General features: G+C 66.3%; 11 protein-coding genes. 3 read left to right on the top strand and 8 right to left on the bottom strand.

The genetic code is table 11. The annotated features are described in order from the left end of the window. The 3 genes from M1L58_RS06025 to M1L58_RS06015 form a co-directional block, all read left to right on the top strand. Positions 1-339 (top strand): VOC family protein (locus M1L58_RS06025; protein WP_248658195.1); only part of this gene is annotated, 339 nt, incomplete at its 5' end. A 36-nt stretch (positions 340-375) separates the two neighbouring features. Continuing rightward, the gene (glsA, locus tag M1L58_RS06020) at positions 376-1596 is read left to right on the top strand and encodes a glutaminase A (protein WP_248658194.1); all 1221 of its coding nucleotides are present in this window, start codon (positions 376-378) and stop codon (positions 1594-1596) included. After that, positions 1596-2597 (top strand): alpha/beta hydrolase, encoded by a 1002-nt coding sequence (locus tag M1L58_RS06015; RefSeq protein ID WP_248658193.1) that lies wholly within the window; start codon positions 1596-1598, stop codon positions 2595-2597. The genes glsA and M1L58_RS06015 overlap by 1 nt, the downstream gene beginning before the upstream one ends. A gap of 66 nt (positions 2598-2663) precedes the next feature. Here M1L58_RS06015 and M1L58_RS06010 read toward each other — a convergent pair whose 3' ends face one another. From M1L58_RS06010 to M1L58_RS05975, 8 genes are all read right to left on the bottom strand, one after another. After that, complete coding sequence (locus M1L58_RS06010; protein ID WP_248658192.1) at positions 2664-6620, bottom strand: DNA-directed RNA polymerase subunit beta'; 3957 nt, start codon at positions 6618-6620, stop codon at positions 2664-2666. Between the two features lie 38 nt (positions 6621-6658). Further along, positions 6659-10165 (bottom strand): DNA-directed RNA polymerase subunit beta, encoded by a 3507-nt coding sequence (rpoB, locus tag M1L58_RS06005; protein WP_157159129.1) that lies wholly within the window; start codon positions 10163-10165, stop codon positions 6659-6661. Between the two features lie 316 nt (positions 10166-10481). Further along, a complete protein-coding gene (locus M1L58_RS06000) occupies positions 10482-11354 on the bottom strand; it encodes an ARC6/PARC6 family protein (protein ID WP_248658191.1) in 873 nt (290 codons plus the stop codon). Further along, positions 11354-12016 (bottom strand): hypothetical protein, encoded by a 663-nt coding sequence (locus M1L58_RS05995; protein ID WP_248658190.1) that lies wholly within the window; start codon positions 12014-12016, stop codon positions 11354-11356. The genes M1L58_RS06000 and M1L58_RS05995 overlap by 1 nt, the downstream gene beginning before the upstream one ends. A 94-nt stretch (positions 12017-12110) precedes the next feature. Beyond that, positions 12111-13352 carry an MCE family protein gene (locus M1L58_RS05990; protein ID WP_248658189.1) on the bottom strand — a complete coding sequence of 414 codons (1242 nt, stop codon included), beginning with the start codon at positions 13350-13352 and terminating at the stop codon, positions 12111-12113. Next, positions 13349-14677 carry an MCE family protein gene (locus M1L58_RS05985; protein WP_127963665.1) on the bottom strand — a complete coding sequence of 443 codons (1329 nt, stop codon included), beginning with the start codon at positions 14675-14677 and terminating at the stop codon, positions 13349-13351. Before M1L58_RS05985 ends, M1L58_RS05990 begins: the two co-directional genes overlap by 4 nt. Then, on the bottom strand, positions 14677-16044 hold the full coding sequence (locus M1L58_RS05980) for an MCE family protein (RefSeq protein WP_248658188.1): 1368 nt from the start codon (positions 16042-16044) through the stop codon (positions 14677-14679). Before M1L58_RS05980 ends, M1L58_RS05985 begins: the two co-directional genes overlap by 1 nt. Continuing rightward, positions 16044-17126 (bottom strand): MCE family protein, encoded by a 1083-nt coding sequence (locus M1L58_RS05975; protein ID WP_248658187.1) that lies wholly within the window; start codon positions 17124-17126, stop codon positions 16044-16046. The genes M1L58_RS05980 and M1L58_RS05975 overlap by 1 nt, the downstream gene beginning before the upstream one ends.

Raw genomic sequence — 17126 nt, 5'->3', positions numbered from 1 at the left:
GTCAGCGACGTCGACCGCGCCCGCGACTTCTACGCCAAGATCGGGTTCAACGCCGACCACGACCACACGGTCTCCGAGGACGTTCGCTTCGTCCAGATGACGCCGCCCGGTTCCGCCTGCTCGATCGCATTCGGCAAGGGCCTCACCGACGCCGAGCCCGGTTCGGTGAAGGGAATGCAGGTGGTCGTCACCGACATCAACGCCGCGCGCGACCAATTGCTCGCCGCCGGTGTCGATCCCGGCGAGGTCGACGTGCAGCCGTGGGGGCATTTCGTGTACTTCGCCGACCCCGACGGCAACCAGTGGTCGGTGCAGTACATGCCGTATCGCGACAACTGACTGCCGCGCCGCGGGCGGTCGTGGATACGGTGGGATATGCGATCCCCCATCGACGACTATCTCCAACAGGTTCTCCAGGACTGTCGTGACGACGACGCCGGGGACGTCATGTCCGGCAATCGTGAACTCGAACGGGCGGATCCGTCGTCCTTCGGCATCGCCCTGGCCACCGTCGACGGGACCGTCTACACCGCCGGCGACGCCGACCACGAGTTCTCCATGCAGTCCATCGCCAAGCTGCCCGCCTACGCCCTCGCGCTGCGGGACCGGGGACTCGACGGCGTCCTCGACCGCGTCGACACCGAACCGTCCGGCGATGCCTTCAACGAGATCTCCCTCGAAGCCGAGACCGGCCGCCCCCGCAACGCACTCATCAACGCCGGCGCCATCGCAGTCCACGGGATGGTCGACGGCGACAGCGCCACCGAACGGGTCGACCGCATCGCCGACCTGGTGAGCACCCTCGCCGGGCGCGAGCTGTCCATCGACAACGACGTCCACTCCGCCGAACTCGCCTCCGACGATCACAACACCGCCCTCGCCTACCTGCTGCGATCTGCGGGCAAGCTCGAATACGAACCCGACGAGGTCGTCGACGGATACGCCGCACAATGCGCGATCAAGGTCAGCTGCCGCGACCTCGCGGTCATGGGGTCGGTCCTCGCCAACGGCGGGCTGTCCACCACCAATGACGACGATAGTCTCCTCGAAGGCTGGATTACCCGGCACCTGCTGTCGGTGATGGCCACCTGCGGCATGTACGACGGCAGCGGCAGCTGGATGGCCAAGGTCGGGATACCCGCGAAAAGCGGTGTGAGCGGGGCGATCCTGGGAGTTCTCCCCGGTCAGGTCGGAGTCGCGGTGTGGTCGCCACGACTCGACGAGCAGGGCAACAGCGTGCGCGGCGTCGCCGTGTTCGAAAGGCTCTCCCGCGACATGGAACTGCACATGATGCACGTCGCGCCGTCAGGCATGCCGGCATTGCGCTCGGTCCACGAAGACGATGGTGCGACCGTTGTCGAACTCCAGGGCGACGTGCGCTTCGCGGGTGCGGAGATCATCGCAAGCCGTGCGTGCGAGGGTTTCTCGACCGACAAGGTCATCATCGACCTCACCCACGTCCGCGTCATGGACGACGCCGCCCGAGGGCTGCTGCGCGAAATCGCGAAACGACTCGAGGACGAATACGACACCACCATCGAGGACCCCAACCAACTCATGGATGAGGGACCGGACGACCAGGGCACCGACGAGTAATGAGGAGGCCGAAGCGGTTCCGCGTGCGATGGGTCGCGGCCCTCGCCGCCGTCGCCGTGCTCTTCGGAGTGACCCCGGCAGCCGTACGGGCCACCCCGGTCACACAGCAGTCCGTGGAGGTGTCGTCGTCCCCGGTTGCCACCGAATGCGCGGGCAAACCCGTCCGGGTCGACGCCCGCTGGTACTTCCCCGCCGGCCGGCCCACCGCTCTGGTCTGGCTCCAGCACGGCTTCTCCCGTAGCGCAGCCAATCTCGACGCGCTGGCGCGCGCCTACGCGAACTCGGGTTTCCTCGTCGTGAGTCCGACACTGGACTCGGTCAATCTCACCGGCTGTGCGGTCGCGTACAACATCGCCGACAACTCGGCCTTCGCCCGGACCATCGGCGGGGTGTTCGGCTCCGGCCGGGACGAAGGCAGTCCACTCGCGATGAGTCTTGTCCGGGCGCGGGAGGCGGCACACCGTCCCGACGTGACGATGCCGTACCGGATGGTCTTCGCCGGGCATTCGGCCGGCGGCGAATTCGTCGTGGTGGCGGCCGACGCACTCCGTCGCTCCGACCCGGTCGCCTACCGGCGCCTGGCCGGGCTCATGCTGTTCGATCCCGTCAACTCGTTCTTCGGCGCCCACTTCGCCTCCGCCGCAGTACCTCTCGGCGCTGACCGACTTCCGATCCGGGTGGTCGCATCGCAACCGTCGGTGTCCAACACGTTCGAATCCGGCGTGTCCATCCTGCAGCGGACGACGAGGCAGGATTTTCTCGGTTCACGTCTGGTCACCGGTGTGCACATCGATGCCGAAGGCGAGTCCACCGACCTGATCGGGGAACTGTCCGAGCTCGCCGTGCCCCGTCCACGCAACGGTCGGGTCATCCACACCCTGGCCACCGGATGGTCGTCGGACATGGTGGCCGACACCATGACCCGCACCTACTACCCCGGCGGACGCTACTACGACCTCCTCCTCTCGACGGCCACCGTCACCACGCTCCCCGTGCGCTGAGAAGGCCCGGACAGCGAAAAGCCCTCACACTCAACGAGTGCGAGGGCTTTTCAGCTGTCTTACGGCTTACCGGTATTCGTTGGAGAAACCGTAGTCGTCCAGCGGCACCGCAGCGCCGGCCGGGGCACCGAAGGTGCCGTCCGGGCTGTAGTAGGTGTCGTCGTACGACGGCACCGCGTAGGCCGCGGCACGTGCCTCTTCGGTCGGCTGAACCTGGATGTTGCGGTAACGGTTGATACCGGTACCGGCCGGGATCAGCTTACCGATGATCACGTTCTCCTTCAGACCGATCAGCTTGTCGCTGCGGCTGTTGATCGCCGCGTCGGTCAGGACACGCGTGGTCTCCTGGAACGACGCCGCCGACAGCCACGACTCGGTCGCGAGCGAGGCCTTGGTGATACCCATGAGCACCGGACGTCCGGCTGCGGGCTCGCCGCCCTCGGTGACCACCTGACGGTTGGCCGCCTCGAACTCGGCACGCTCGACGAGCGAACCGGGCAGGAACTCGGTCGCACCGTGATCGATGATCGTCACGCGACGCAGCATCTGACGGACGATCGTCTCGATGTGCTTGTCGTGGATCGACACACCCTGGCTGCGGTAGACCTCCTGGACCTCGTTGACCAGGTGGATCTGCACCTGACGGGGACCCATGACGCGCAGGACCTCGTGCGGGTTGGCCGAGCCCTCCATGAGCTGCTGGCCGACCTCGACGTGGTCACCGTCGGCGAGGAGCCGCTCGGTTCCGTCGTCGTGCTTGAACACGCGCAGACGCTGACGCTTCGGGATCTTGTCGATGACGACCTCTTCGGAACCGTCGTCCGGGATGATCGTGATCTTGTAGAAGCGGTCGTCGTCCTCGAGGCGAATCCGGCCGGAGACCTCTGCGATCGGCGCGACGCCCTTGGGGACGCGGGCCTCGAAGAGCTCCTGGACACGCGGCAGACCACCGGTGATGTCGTCACCGACGCCACCCTGGTGGAACGTACGCATCGTCAGCTGGGTACCGGGCTCACCGATCGACTGGGCCGCGATGATACCCACGGCCTCGCCGATATCGACGAGCTTGCCGGTGGCCATCGAACGGCCGTAGCAGTGCGCACACACACCGGTGCCGGTGGCACAGGTGAGGACCGAACGAACCTTGACCTGTGCGATACCGGCAGCGAGGAGAGCCTCGATGGCCGGGTCGCCGAGGTCGTGGCCGCGCTCGACGATGACGTTGCCGTCGGCGTCGACCGCGTCGGCGGCCAGGGTGCGTGCGTACGCCGAGGTCTCGACATGCGCGTCGCGGATGATCGAGCCGTCGGGCTGCTTCTCACCCAGCGGCACGTTGATGCCGCGCTCGGTGCCGCAGTCGGTCTCGCGAACGATGACGTCCTGCGACACGTCGACCAGACGACGGGTCAGGTAACCCGAGTCGGCGGTACGGAGAGCCGTGTCCGCCAGACCCTTACGGGCACCGTGCGTGTTGATGAAGTACTCGGCGACGGTCAGACCCTCGCGGAACGAGGACTTGATCGGACGCGGGATGAACTCACCCTTCGGGTTGGTCACCAGACCCTTCATGCCCGACAGGTTACGAACCTGCGTCAGGTTACCGGTGGCACCCGACTTCGGGATCATGATGATGGGGTTGTCCTCGGGGTAGAACTCCTCCATGGCCTTACCGACTTCTTCGGTGGCCTGCTTCCAGATCTCCACCAGTGCGTCGCGACGCTCGTCCGGCGTGAGAGCACCGCGCTGGAACTTGCGCTCCAGACCGTCGGCACGCTCCTCGTAGCGGTCGAGGATCTCTGCCTTCTGCGGCGGCACGAGCACGTCGGCCATCGACACGGTGACGCCCGAACGGGTGGCCCAGTAGAAGCCGACGTCCTTGAGCTTGTCGACGGTCTGCGCGACCACGATCATCGGGTAGCGCTCGGCGAGATCGTTGATGATCGCGGCCTGACGCTTCTTCGGCATCTGCTCGTCGACGAACGGGTACTCGATCGGCAGCAGCTCGTTGAATAGCACGCGGCCCAGCGTGGTGATGGTGGTCCACGGCTGACCGAAACGCCATCCCTCTGGGAACAGCTCGGCCTCGATCTCGGCCGGCGGACGCTGACCGGTCAGACGCACCTTGATGCGCGACTGCACAGTGAGCTGACCGCGGTCGACGGCCATGATGGCCTCGGCCGGGCTCGAGTAGACACCGCGCTCGATGTCCTCGCCGGACGCCGGGGTGTACTCGCCTGCGGCACCCTCCTTGAGGGTGGTCAGGAAGTACAGACCGGTCACCATGTCCAGACGCGGCATGGCGAGCGGGCGGCCCGATGCCGGCGACAGGATGTTGTTCGACGACAGCATCAGGATGCGTGCCTCGGCCTGCGCCTCCGCGGACAGCGGGAGGTGCACGGCCATCTGGTCACCGTCGAAGTCGGCGTTGAAGGCCTCACACACCAGCGGGTGCAGCTGGATGGCCTTGCCCTCCACCAGCTGCGGCTCGAAGGCCTGGATGCCGAGGCGGTGCAGCGTGGGCGCACGGTTCAGCAGAACCGGGTGCTCGGAGATGACCTCTTCGAGGACGTCCCACACCGCGGGGCGCTGACGCTCGACCATGCGCTTGGCCGACTTGATGTTCTGGGCCTGGTTCAGGTCGACCAGACGCTTCATCACGAACGGCTTGAACAGCTCGAGAGCCATCAGCTTCGGCAGACCACACTGGTGCAGCTTCAGCTGCGGGCCGACGACGATGACCGAACGGCCCGAGTAGTCGACGCGCTTACCGAGCAGGTTCTGACGGAAACGACCCTGCTTGCCCTTGAGCAGATCGCTCAGGGACTTCAGCGGGCGGTTGCCCGGTCCGGTGACCGGACGACCACGACGGCCGTTGTCGAACAGGGCGTCGACCGACTCCTGCAGCATCCGCTTCTCGTTGTTCACGATGATCTCGGGAGCACCGAGGTCGATCAGACGCTTGAGGCGGTTGTTGCGGTTGATGACGCGGCGGTACAGGTCGTTCAGGTCGGAGGTCGCGAAGCGGCCACCGTCGAGCTGAACCATCGGACGCAGCTCCGGCGGGATCACCGGCACGGCGTCGAGGACCATGCCCAGCGGCGAGTTGCCCGACTGCTGGAACGCGGCGACGACCTTCAGGCGCTTGAGAGCACGGAGCTTCTTCTGGCCCTTGCCGCTGCGGATGGTCTCGCGCAGCGACTCGGCCTCGGCGTCGATGTCGAAGTTCTCGAGGAGCTTCTTGATCGCCTCGGCACCCATCGAACCCTGGAAGTACTCGCCGTAGCGCTCTTCGAGCTGGCGGTACAGCTTCTCGTCGATGATGAGGTCGCCCGGGGCGAGCTTGACGAATTTGTCCCAGATCTCCTCGAGACCGTCGAGCTCACGCTGAGCGGAGTCGCGCATACGACGCATCTCGCGCTCGGCACCGTCGCGCACCTTGCGGCGCACGTCGGCCTTGGCACCCTCGGCCTCGAGCTCGGCGAGATCCTGCTCGAGCTTCTGCTGACGCTCGTTCAGGTCGGCGTCGCGCTGATCGGCGACGGCCTTCTTCTCGACCTCCATCTCGGCCTCGAGGGTCGAGAGCTCGTTGTGACGCAGTTCGTCGTCGACAGCGGTGATCACGTAGGCGGCGAAGTAGATGATCTTCTCGAGATCCTTCGGCGCCAGGTCGAGCAGGTAGCCCAGCCGGCTCGGCACACCCTTGAAGTACCAGATGTGCGTGACCGGTGCGGCCAGCTCAATGTGGCCCATGCGCTCACGGCGCACCTTGGCCTTGGTCACCTCGACGCCGCAGCGCTCACAGATGATGCCCTTGAAGCGGACGCGCTTGTACTTACCGCAGTAGCACTCCCAGTCGCGGGTGGGTCCGAAGATCTTCTCGCAGAACAGGCCGTCCTTCTCGGGCTTGAGCGTGCGGTAGTTGATCGTCTCCGGCTTCTTGACCTCACCGTATGACCAGTTGTGGATGTCGTCGGCCGTGGCCAGGCCGATCTTCAGTTCGTCGAAAAAGTTGACGTCGAGCACTTGTTACCTTTCCAGAGCTCTGTTGTCAGTGGTGAGGATCAGTTGGCGAGGTCGTCGACGGTCGCCGACTCGTTGCGCGACAGGTTGATTCCGAGGTTGGCAGCAGCGCGCTCCAGATCCTCGTCGTCGGTGTCGTGCATCTCGATGGCGGCACCGTCGGAGCTGAGCACCTCGACGTTCAGGCAGAGCGACTGAAGTTCCTTCAGAAGCACCTTGAACGACTCGGGGATGCCCGGTTCCGGGATGTTCTCGCCCTTGACGATCGCCTCGTAGACCTTCACGCGGCCCACCACGTCGTCCGACTTGATGGTGAGCAGCTCCTGCAGGGTGTATGCGGCGCCGTACGCCTGCATCGCCCAGCACTCCATCTCACCGAAGCGCTGACCACCGAACTGCGCCTTACCACCGAGCGGCTGCTGGGTGATCATCGAGTACGGACCGGTCGAGCGAGCGTGGATCTTGTCGTCGACCAGGTGGTGCAGCTTGATGATGTACATGTAGCCGACCGCCACGGGGTACGGGAACGGCTCGCCGGAACGACCGTCGAACAGCGTCGCCTTGCCGTCGCCGTTGACCATGACCTCGCCGTCGCGGTTGGGCAGCGTCGAGGACAGCAGTCCGGTCAGCTCCTCCTCGCGCGCACCGTCGAACACCGGGGTGGCGGTGTTGGTGTCGGGCTCCGCCGAGTACATGTCCTCGGGCAGGTTCTCGGCCCACTCCGGAACACCGTTGGCGACGTCGATGTTCCAGCCGGCCTTGGCGATCCACCCGAGGTGGGTCTCCAGGATCTGACCGATGTTCATACGACGCGGGACACCGTGGGTGTTCAGGATGATGTCGACCGGGGTGCCGTCGGGCAGGAACGGCATGTCCTCCTGCGGGAGGATCTTGCCGATGACGCCCTTGTTGCCGTGGCGACCGGCGAGCTTGTCGCCGTCCTGGATCTTGCGCTTCTGGGCCACGTAGACGCGGACCAGCTCGTTGACGCCGGGCGCGAGATCGTCGTCGTCGTCGCGGCTGAACACGCGCACGCCGATGACCTTGCCGGTCTCGCCGTGGGGCACCTTCAGCGAGGTGTCGCGGACCTCACGGGCCTTCTCACCGAAGATGGCACGCAGCAGACGCTCTTCCGGGGTCAGCTCGGTCTCGCCCTTCGGGGTGACCTTGCCGACCAGGATGTCGCCGTCGCGGACCTCGGCACCGATGCGCACGATGCCGCGCTCGTCGAGGTCGGCGAGGACCTCGTCGGAGACGTTCGGGATGTCCCGGGTGATCTCCTCGGCACCGAGCTTGGTGTCGCGGGCGTCGATCTCGTGCTCCTCGATGTGGATCGAGGTGAGGACGTCCTCTTCCACGAGGCGCTGCGACAGGATGATCGCGTCCTCGTAGTTGTGGCCCTCCCACGGCATGATCGCCACGAGCAGGTTCTTGCCGAGCGCCATCTCACCGTTCTCGGTGCAGGGGCCGTCGGCGAGGACCTGACCGGCCTCCACGCGCTGGCCCTCGTCCACGATCGGACGCTGGTTGGCGCAGGTGCCGTGGTTCGAACGCGCGAACTTGCGCATCCGGTAGGTGTCACGGGTGCCCTCGTCGGACATGACGGTGATGTAGTCGGCCGAGACCTCTTCCACCACACCGGTCTTGGACGACACGATGACGTCACCGGCGTCGACGGCGGCACGGAGCTCCATGCCGGTACCGACCAGCGGCGACTCGTTGCGCACCAACGGCACGGCCTGACGCTGCATGTTCGCACCCATCAGGGCGCGGTTCGCGTCGTCGTGCTCGAGGAACGGGATCATCGCGGTCGCGACCGACACCATCTGGCGCGGCGAGACGTCGAGGTACTCGACATCGGTGGCGCCCACGAACTCCACCTCGGAGCCCTTCTTGCGCACCAGCACACGCTCGTCGGTGATACGGCCGCTGCCGTCGAAGTTGGTGTTGGCCTGACCGATGAGGAAGCGATCCTCCTCGTCGGCGGTCATGTACTGGATCTCGTCGGTGACGACACCGTCGACGACCTTGCGGTACGGGGTCTCGATGAAGCCGAACGGGTTGACCCGCGCGTACACCGAGAGCGAACCGATCAGACCGATGTTCGGACCCTCAGGGGTCTCGATCGGGCACATACGGCCGTAGTGCGACGGGTGGACGTCGCGCACCTCGAGGCCGGCACGCTCACGGCTCAGACCGCCCGGGCCCAGCGCCGACAGACGACGCTTGTGGGTCAGACCCGACAGCGGGTTGTTCTGGTCCATGAACTGCGACAGCTGGCTGGTTCCGAAGAACTCCTTGATCGCCGCCACGACGGGACGGATGTTGATCAGGGTCTGCGGGGTGATCGCCTCGACGTCCTGGGTGGTCATGCGCTCACGCACGACACGCTCCATACGCGAGAGGCCCACGCGGATCTGGTTCTGGATCAGCTCGCCGACGGTACGCAGACGACGGTTGCCGAAGTGATCGATGTCGTCGACCTCGACGGGAACCTCCACACCACCGGGCACGGTCATGTAGGTGGTCGTGTGCGGGTCGGCCTCGTGCAGACGCACCAGGTACTCGACGGTCGCGATGATGTCCTCGCGGGTCAGGGTCGACTCGCCGAACATCGGGTTGTCCGTCAGGCCCAGCTTCTTGTTGACCTTGTAGCGGCCCACGCGGGCGAGGTCGTAGCGCTTGTCCTTGAAGAACAGGTTCTCCAGGAGGTTCTCCGCGGACTCCTTGGTCGGCGGCTCACCCGGACGCAGCTTGCGGTAGACCTCGAGCAGCGCCTCGTCCTGGTTGGCGGTGTTGTCCTTCTCCAGGGTCGACATCATGATCTCGGAGAAGCCGAAGCGCTCGGTGATCTCCTCGGTGGTGAAACCGAGGGCCTTGAGCAGCACGGTGACCGGCTGACGGCGCTTGCGGTCGATACGCACACCCACGGTGTCGCGCTTGTCGACGTCGAACTCCAGCCACGCACCGCGACCCGGGATCACCTTGACGGTGTGCAGGGTCTTCTCGGTGGCCTTGTCGATCGACGCGTCGAAGTACACGCCGGGGCTGCGGACCAGCTGGCTCACCACGACACGCTCGGTGCCGTTGATGATGAAGCTGCCCTTGTCGGTCATGATCGGGAAGTCGCCCATGAAGACGGTCTGCGACTTGATCTCACCGGTGTTGTTGTTGATGAACTCAGCGGTGACGAACAGCGGAGCCGCGTAGGTCATGTCCTTGTCCTTGCACTCCTCGACGGAGGCCTTGACCTCGTCGAAGTGCGGCTCGGAGAACGACAGGGACATCGACCCGGAGAAGTCCTCGATCGGGGACAGCTCGTGGAGGATGTCCTCCAGCCCGCCCGTCGGGTTCTCTTCTCCGCGGGCGATCGCCTTGGCGCGCCACTCCGGGGACCCGACGAGCCATTCGAAGGAATCGAGTTGGAGGTCGAGGAGGCCGGGGACCTCCAGCGGCTCGCTGATCTTTGCAAACGACGCGCGATGCGGCGCGCCGGGGATTGTTGAGGTGGACTGGCGGTTGACTGCCAAGATGCGTCCTTCCAACACGACGTTATTCACAACCTAGATGTGCGGTGGCTTGATGGGCCGTTCGCTGGTGACACCCTGAGATCGGCGATCACCGCAGCACACACAACTAAGAGTGGCCGTAGAAGGATCGATTGATGGACAGGAGGCAGCCAGCGCAACGTCCAACTGTAGCAGAAAATAGACGCACTTTGTCAAGCCCGTCAAGAAACGATTTCGCACGGGTGGCTGCCTGCACTCAATCGCTGGTCACAGCCTGGCCCGACAACGCCCAAACGTCAAGCGGTACGCGCCAATTTGGCGAACTTGTCCCGGGACTCACCCGGTGACCTGGCGATCAGAAGGGCTCGACGCCCTGGATCCGCCACGTGTCGCCCTCCCTGACCATGGCGAACTGCGCGCGCGGTGCACCGCTGTTGGTGGCCATGCTGTTCTGCGTCTCGCTGATGATCAGGTTGGCGATCACGGTCGCACGGTCGCCGGCCAGGTCCTTGACGCCCAGGGCATCGACCCGGCACTCGGCACCGGTCTTGGTCTGCGTGATCAGGTCCTTCTGCGCCTTGAAGGTCTTGTCGAACTCCTCGCGCGCCTGCCCCGTCAGGGCATCCTGTGCGCGTTTCTGCCAGTCGTCGAGCTCGGTGTGCTCGTAACCGAACACCGCGCAGATCCGTTGCTGCGCTTGCCCGGTCAGTTCCGAGGTGGCCTCACGCTCGATGAAGGCCTTGTTCGGGCCGATGCTCGCACCGGGGTGGAAGGCCAGGACCAGGGCGGCGATGCCGAGGACCACCGCGACCGCGGCGAGGATCGCCGCGAGCGGGGTCGACCGCACCTTCTCGCCCACACCGCTCCCCCGCCGGCCTCGAGGGGCGTCCCCTGAGGTGTCGGCCGCCGCGTCCGCCGCAGTCGGGTCGGTCGAGCTGGGACGCAGGGTCGAGACCCGGGAGACCGGCCTCTTCGGCTTGGTCAGGTCGGGCTTGCTGGAATCGGACTCGGTGAGGTCCGGCGTGGCGGGCGACTCGGCGACGGTGGTGACCTCGTCGGACTTCGACATGGAGACGCCGGCGTCGGTGGTCGCCTCGTCGGACGTCGACGGGGTGACACCGGTGTCGGCGGTGACCTCATCGGATTCCGGACGGACGGGACGGGTGTGTCCGGCGACCTTCGGCGTCGGGCGACGCTTTCCTGCGGGCTTCCTCGGGTTCTGGGCCATCAGTTTCCGCCTCCCGGTGCCGGCGCGGGCGCCTGACCGTTTCCGGCCTGACCCGCGTCTGCGTAGGCGATGCCTTCCAGGCCGAGGAGGTTCTCGGCCTTCCAGAGGTCGCCGTCCTTGACCATGCTCACGTCGAATCCGCGCGTCTCGTCGACGCCGGGCTGGCCGGGCCGCTCGAGGGTCGTGACGACGTAGACCAGGGCCTTGGCCTTCTTCTCGTCGGGGTTGACCTCGGTCGGTGCGCTGCGCACCAGGCGCGCGCTGAGCTTGGCGGCCTCGGGTCCCGCCTGCGACAGCATGTCGAGCACGCTGCCGTCCTTGCCGCCGAGCACCTCTTCCTTGGCCTTGCCGGTCAGGGAGGCCTCGGCACGCTTCTTGAAGCCGTCGAGATCGGTGGGATCGATCGTGGTGACGTTCAGTACGGCCTGCTCGGCCGCCTGGGTGGCGTCGTCACGCGTCTGCTGCGCGGGGTACTGGTTCGCGTAGACGTCGTAGGCGCGCACTCCGAACACGACCACGCAGACCGTCGCCGCGATCACCGCGATGATCGCCAGGGCGAGCGGCGCGACACCGGCGATCCGCGTCCACGCGGGTCGGGTGCTCTTCTCGGTCGGATCAGTGTCCGAGTGTGCTGAGTGTGAGGGTTCGGGGGTGCCGGTCATAGCAGAAGACACTGTATAGATCGCTCCTGAGCGCAGGCCAAGGCCGAGAGTCCGCCGGGGGGCGGAGTCCGGGCCCTGGACGGCCTGCGTTCGTCTACTTGGGCCGCACGCCGAGCAGCGCTGCGAGCTGCTGGGCCAACGGGTTGAGGTTCAGCTTGTCGGGGTCCTTCTTCGGCGTGGAGTCCCACGGCTGCGGGTACGCGGGATTCGCGTACTGCGCACGATCCGCACCGCGCACACCCGTCGGATTGCCGAGCGGCACGGTGCACTTGGCCTCGGTGTTGAACGGGAATTCGTCGTAGTGCTTGTCGAAGTTCGGGTTCTTGCGTCGCATCTCGGCCATGACCGCGTCGGTGCTCTCGTAGCCCCGGGTACATGCGGCCGGGTTGTTGGTCTCGAGGACGACGCCGAAGTGGATCTGGCCGTCGCCGGGGGCCGGCGAGTGGCTGCCTGCCGACAACGCGGACAGCATCGCGAAGGTCATCGACGTGGTGTAGGTGGCCGGCTCGATGGTCCGGGCCACCTCGGAGAGGTCCTTCACGACCTTGGAGATGTCGTTGCCGTTCTTCTGGATGAGCTCGGAGATCTGCGTCGCCGACAGGGTGCCGGTGGTCAGCAGACGCCGCAGGTCCGGGTCTGATGACGCGAGGGTCGCGGTGACCAGGTCGAGGTTCCGCGACCACGTGAGGATCGCGTCCGACTGGTCGGCCTGTGTCGCGAGCACGACGTTCGAGTCCTGGATGAGGGACACGACCTGGGGCAGGTTGTCGACACCTGCGCGCGACAGCTTGCCCAGCGAGTCGACGAGGCGGGTCAGGTTCTCGCTCTGACCGTTGAACGCCTTGCCGAGCTCGGTGATCACGGTGTGCAGGTCGTCGACCGGGATCGACGAGGTGAAGTCGATCGCCGACTTCACGACGTCCTCGAGCGGCTCGGGCAGCTTGTACTTCGTGATGACATCGCCGCCCTTGAGGTACGGCCCCTCCGCGGAGGTCGGCTGGAGGTCGACGTACTGCTCACCGATCGCCGAACGAGACGCGACGACCGCGGTCGCCGACGCCGGGATGTCCGGGCCGCCCGAGTCGATGTCCAGGGCGACGTCGACGCCGGTCTTGGTCAGCGTGAGTCCACCGACACGACCGACCGGGACACCCTGGTACGAGACCTCGGCGTTGGTGAAGATGCCGCCGGAATCGGGCAGCTCCGCGGTGACCGTGTACATGCCGACACCGGCGAGCTTGTCGAGCCGCGCATATTTGGCACCGACATACACCAGCGCGATCAGGCCGACGACGACGAACACGATCAGCTGGATCTTGACGAGTCTGCTGGTCATCGTCCTGCTCCTGTAGGTGCCTGCGACTTGGGTGCGATACCCAACGCCGCGAGCGGGCCGTCGAGAATGCCCTGTCCCGGCTTCGCAGGTGCGGGCATCGGGCCGGCGCCCTCGGCCGATCGTGAGAACGATGCCGCCGGGTAACGCCCGCCGGACGGCGGCGTGTTCGGTCCCGGCCGCCAGTTCGGGCCGGGCGGCAACAGCGTGATGGTCGGCCAGCCGTAGCGAGGTCCGTTACCGCCGTAGTACGGGTTCCGCTTGTCGACGGGCACCTTCACGCGGGCCGGCGGCGAGTACTTCGGTGTCCCCTGCCCCACGCCGAGAGCCTCGATCTGGTTGAGGATGCGCAGGTCCAGCGTCATGAAGAGGTTGGTCGCGTCGCCCTTCACACCAGGCAGCAGCCAGTCCGGGAACGGATGGGTCAGCATTAGCGGTGCGGCGGTGATCAGGTCCGGGGCGGCCGCGGCGAGCTGGGTGAGCACCGGGCGCAGCGCCTTCAGGTCGTTGATCAGGGCCTTGCGCGACTTGCCGAGCACGTCGGTGCCGACCTGACCGAGCTGGTCGAGCTTGGTCAGCAGTTCGACGAACTGCGGGCGCTGTTCCTCGAGCACCTCGATGCCCTCCGGCAGCTGCTTGAGGATGCGGTCGATCTGCGCGGTCTGCTTCTCGGTACGCGCCGACAGCTCGGCGAGACCGTCGATGGCGCCGATGATGTCGTCACGCTGGCGGTTGAGACCGGCGATCAGCTTCTCGGACTGATCGATGAGGTCGCGGACCTTGTCGGTCCGGCCGTCGAGCGTCTTGTTCAGCTCGGTGACGATCGGCTGGATCTGGTTGATGCCGCCGCCGGTGAGCAGCAGCGCGAGCGCGCCGAGGACCTGCTCGATGTCGGTGGCGGTGCGCGTCCGCGACGTCGGGATCGGCTCCGCCGGGTTCTGGCGCGGCGCGTCGGCGCTGCCGTCGGGTTCGCTCAGCGCGACGAACTTCTCACCGAGCAGCGAGGTCTGCTGGACGCTCGCCTCGGATTCGTCGGACAGGTCGACGTCGTTCTTCACCTCGACCGTGACCTGCGCAAACCATTGATCCTTCGGCACCTCGACCTTGGTCACTCGGCCGACGGGGATGCCGTCACGTTTGACCATCGACTGGGGTACGAGGTCGAGCACGTCGTCGAACTGGATCTTGTAGGTGCGCGGGTCGCCGCCGGTGTCGACGCCACCTGGCAGCGGCAGCGACTGGATGCCGTTGGACATGCAGCCCGACACGAGCACCGTCAGCGACAGGACCGCACCGGCCAGTGCCGCACGCATGGAACGCGGGTTCATCAGTTGCCTCCCCGGGGTCGCGGGGTGGTGGACTTGGTGGTCGACGACGATGCGGGTGCACGTGCGGCCGGCGGCGCGGGTGCCCGCGACGATGACGGGGTGCCGAGCTCGGGATCGGGGTTACCCGGGACCGTGCCGGGGACCGGCGCCCTCTGCAGCTTGTTGTTGCTCATGATGCCGAAGGGGAGCACCGGCAGAAGCGGCTCGAGCACGCCGTCGGTGATCTGCTTGCCCAGGGCCTCACACTGGCTGATCAGCGGCCGGAGCGTGTTGCTGAACTGCGTGGCCTGCGGGTTGCCCGGAAGCAGCTGACCGAGATCGAGCAGCCGGCACTGGGCGCCGATCAGGTCCTGCAGATCCGGGATCGTCAGACGCATCGCCAGGGTTCCCGACTCCGCGTCGTAGGCGTTGATCAGGTTGCTGATCGTGACCGGCAGAACGGTGAGGATCTCTTTGAGGTTGGTCTTCTGGTCGAGCAGCGCCTGAGTGGTCGGCTGGAGATCCTTGACGGTCTCGCCGATCTGCTCACGGTTCTCGTCGAGAAAGCGTGCCACGTCGCCGAGGGCGATCGACAGCTTGTTCAGCGCCGACGCGAGCTGGTCGCGTTCGCCTGCCAGGAACTGGTTGAACGAGGCCATCTGCGTGTTGAACTGCCGCACCTGGGCGTCGTTCTCGCGCAGCGCGCCGACGAAGGTGTTGAGGTTCTTGACCGTGTCGAAGAGGTTGCCGCGCGAGTCGCTGAGGGTCGTGGTGGCCTTCGACAGGTTCTCGATGGCCGCGCCGAGCTTCTCGCCGTTGCCCTCGAGGTTCGCGGCGCCGGTCGCGACGAGTTCGCTCACCGCGCCCTGACGTCCGGTGCCGTCGGTCTTGTTGGCACCGTCGGGACCGAGAGCGTCGGACAGTTCCTTGACGCTGCGGTAGAGCTCGTCGACCTCCACCGGGACCATCGTCTGGTTCACGTCGAGGGTGATGTCACGCGAGGCCTTCGGCCCACCGGTGTAGGCCGGGGTCAGCTGCACGTAGCGGTCGGCGACCACCGACGGGATCACCTGCACGGCGCGGACGTCCTCGGGCAGGGTGATGCCGCGGTCGACGGTCATCGTCACCCTCACGGTGTCGCCCTGCGGCGTCACCGAGTCAACCTTGCCCACTGCCACGCCGAGGATGCGCACGTCGGAACCGGAGTAGATGCCGACCGAACGCTTGAACGTCGCGGTGATCTTGGTGGTCCCGATCGACGAGAACACCCACCACAGCGCACCGGCGACGACCAGCGCGATGATCAGGCCGAGGACGAGCGCCACGATGTGACGGGGTGTGAACCACCGGCCGGGGCCGGAGGTCTGTGTCAGGTCTGGCGCGGTCATCAGCCTGCCTCCGTTCCGCCGTTGTTCTGGTCCAGCGTCTTGTTCGGCGGACGCGTCGTGTTCTGCTGCGGCAGCGCCGGCGGCAGCAGGTTCACCACGGACGACTCGAACCAGCGACCGTTACCGAGCACGTTGGCGTAGAGCCGATAGAACGGCGCCATGTACTTGATCGAGTCGCGGATGTTCTGGTTCTGGCGCTGCAGCAGCTCGTTGACGCCCTTCAGCGCGTCGAGCGCCGGTCCGATCTGTTCCTCGTTGTCACGGACGATGCCGGTGAGCGAGTCGCCGAGGCTCGTCGTGCTGGCCAGCAGCGCGGAGATGGACCGCTGCCGGTTGTTCAGCTCGTCGAGCAGCTGTCCCGCACCGGCGATCAGGCGCACGAACTCCTCGTTGCGATCGGCCAGCAGCTTTGACGTGTCCTTGGTCGCGGAGAGGAGCTTCTGCACCTCCTGGTCACGGCTGGCGATCGTGTTGGACAGACGCGCCAGGCCGTCGAGGGCCGGGCCGGTGGTGCCGGCGGTGCCCGAGAAGGCGTCGGACAGCACGCGCATCGACTCGGCCAGCTGATCGTTGTCGAAGTCCTCGATCTGATTCGTCGCCGCCGAGAACGCCTCGATGACGTCGTAGGGCGCGACCGTGTCGGTCAGCGGGACGTCGGGATCGGCGGGCTCGCTGCCGCGCGGGTTCAGCGACAGGAACTTCTGACCCAGGATCGTCTTGATCTGGATCGAGGCCTGCGTCTGGTTACCGATCCAGGTGTTCTCCACCTTGAAGGTGACGTCCACGCGGTCTCCGTTGAGCTTCACGTCGTCGACCTCGCCGACCTTCACGCCGGCGACACGCACCTCGTTGCCGGGCTTGAGCCCGGCGGCCTCGCTGAACTTCGCGGTGTAGCGGGCGCCGGCGCCCAGCAGCGGGACGTCGGTCAGGTAGAACGCGCTGAGTCCGAGCATCATCAGGATCAGGATGCCGATGGCACCGATGCTCACCGGGCTGCGTCGACCACCGAACCGGCGATGCGGGTGCTGCTTCGGCGCATCCGCCCTGGCTGCGTCGTCCTGGTTGTCGTACTGGTCTGCCAT

The organism is Gordonia sp. C13 (assembly GCF_023218005.1).
In the GTDB taxonomy this organism is placed as follows: domain Bacteria; phylum Actinomycetota; class Actinomycetes; order Mycobacteriales; family Mycobacteriaceae; genus Gordonia; species Gordonia namibiensis.
Note: the sequence above shows the minus strand (reverse complement) of the source record. Positions and strands in the feature narration are given on the sequence as shown.